Consider the following 2,048-nt stretch of genomic DNA (forward strand, 5'->3'; position numbering starts at 1 on the left):
ACAGCGACATCCAGATCGTCGGCGTTCCGACGACACTCGTCTGGCGACTCGTCCTCAACGGGCGGCAGTTCGAGCCGTTCAAGGATCCTCGTGTGCGGGAGGCGATCAGCCTGGCAATCGACCGCGACGCGATGATTGAAATCGGCACCGAAGGACGCAGTGTCCTCTCCGGGTGGATGCACCCATATGGCGCCTGGGCGCTCCCGGAGGAGCGAGTCCGCCAAGCCCGTGGCTTCGGGAAGGACAAGGAGGCGGACCGGCAGCGGGCCAAGCAGCTTCTGGCTGAAGCCGGCTTCCCCAACGGGTTCGACGTAGAACTCCTAGCCTTCGCCCTCGGTACGCCGGTGACGCAGAGCCTCGTGGCTGATCAACTTGGTCAGATCGGGATTAGGGTCACGGTCGCTAACCTTCAGCTCGGGGAGTATGTGCAGCGGGTCGTGGCTCGTGAGTTCCAGATGTCGCTCGGGTTCAACGCACCGTGGGTCGACGAGCCAAAATCGACCTTCGCAGCGTGGATCACAGACAATGAGCAGGCGAGCCTCACTGGCCTCTGGTCGGAGGAATTGATCCAGCTCTACCAGCAGATCGACCGTGAGTTGGATCTCCAAAAGCGGAAGCAACTGACCCAAGAACTCGATTTCCGCTCGATCGACGATCCGGCCTTCGGCATGATCTATCTCTTCCGCCCGGTCATCTGGCACATCTTTCGCCCTGGGGTGCTCGCAGGATTCACACCACAACCGAACTACAACCTCACGGAAAAGCATGCAACGACGTGGCTGCGAAGCTGAGGCGCGCTCGCAACAGCCACACGCGTGTGTCGCTTGCCCTAAACCGACGCCGGGCCTACTCAGATCCGTCGGTAGGCCCGGTATCTCCATTTCCAACGGCAATAGTCTCGCCGCCACTCAATGTACTGCTGCTCTCCGCCTGTTCTGCCGGTCCCGCTCTTCCGCTACCGTGCCACCGGACAGCAGCTCCTCCTTGCAGTCATCCCAGAGGACTGCAGGGCGTCAGCCTCACCCGTTTCTCAAAGGCCGCACAGATTTCGTCGCTCCTCTCCAGGGCATCGTTGCACTGAGCGCAGCCCTGTCCCGAGATCATGGCCGTCCAACTGCAGAGCAGCATAGTGATCATCCTGGCATGGTGCCCAGAGAAATGCCTCCCGCATCGCGCCCGTTCATCATGTTTCCCCTAGAAGTCCAACCACCATCACCGAAGAGACACGTTCCCTCCCTTGCTGCTCCCCAACTCCCTCACCTCACTTTCGGCGTCCGTGCAACTCGGGTACCCCCTTCTAGCACACTCCACACAGCGCGCTCTATTCCACAGCCACGATGACACCGTCCCCCTCTCGCTACAACTTGCTCATTCTTTACTACTCCCAGGATTGTTCTCACTCAACGCGAACGCGATTTGGCTACGCAGCGCGTAACTCCCCACTCCTCGACCGGCTGGAGAGAATGGCGGGCTTCGGCATTCACCGTTCCCGAAACATCTTGACACCGAGGTGGCGAAGAGTTAATCTCTGAACCAGTACTCAAGAGCGTCCCTACTGAGCGGCACAACGTGAAGGAGGAGGAACATGCGTATCTGGACGAGACGTCGCTTCCTGAGCACCACCGCGGGTGCTCTTGCTTCAGCACTCTTGGTTGCATGTCGCGGCGGCCAGGCTGAGCCGACCCCTGCACCCACCGCAGCTCCGGCAGCACCGACCCCCACCACCCCAGTCTCCCTGCCCACCCCGGTGATGCAGGTCACGCCGACCCCGACCACGGAAACCGTCCGACGCGGCGGCGTCCTGCATTTCAATCTCCCAGGCGACCCAACGAATTTTGATCTACACCAAGCGGCCACCAGCACCGACCTGTGGTGTATCGGCCCTTGCTTCGACACGTTGCTGCAGTTTGATCCCAATGATCAGACCAAGATTCTGCCTGATCTTGCCATCCGCTGGGACGTCTCCGCTGACGGTATGACCTACACCTTCTCTCTCCGGCAAGGTGTTCAGTTCCACGATGGATCCCCCTTCACCAGCAAGGACGTCC

2 protein-coding genes are annotated in these 2,048 nt (G+C 60.5%); both read left to right on the top strand.

All coding sequences use genetic code 11. From position 1 onward, the window contains the following. Positions 1-791: ABC transporter substrate-binding protein (locus NET03_RS13330; RefSeq protein WP_252129377.1), on the top strand; the 791-nt coding region annotated here is incomplete at its 5' end. 794 nt (positions 792-1,585) lie between these two features. Continuing rightward, a partial coding sequence (locus NET03_RS13335; protein WP_252129378.1) for an ABC transporter substrate-binding protein occupies positions 1,586-2,048 on the top strand: 463 nt, incomplete at its 3' end.

The organism is Thermomicrobium sp. CFH 73360 (genome assembly GCF_023806465.1).
In the GTDB taxonomy this organism is placed as follows: Bacteria; Chloroflexota; Chloroflexia; order Thermomicrobiales; family Thermomicrobiaceae; genus Thermomicrobium.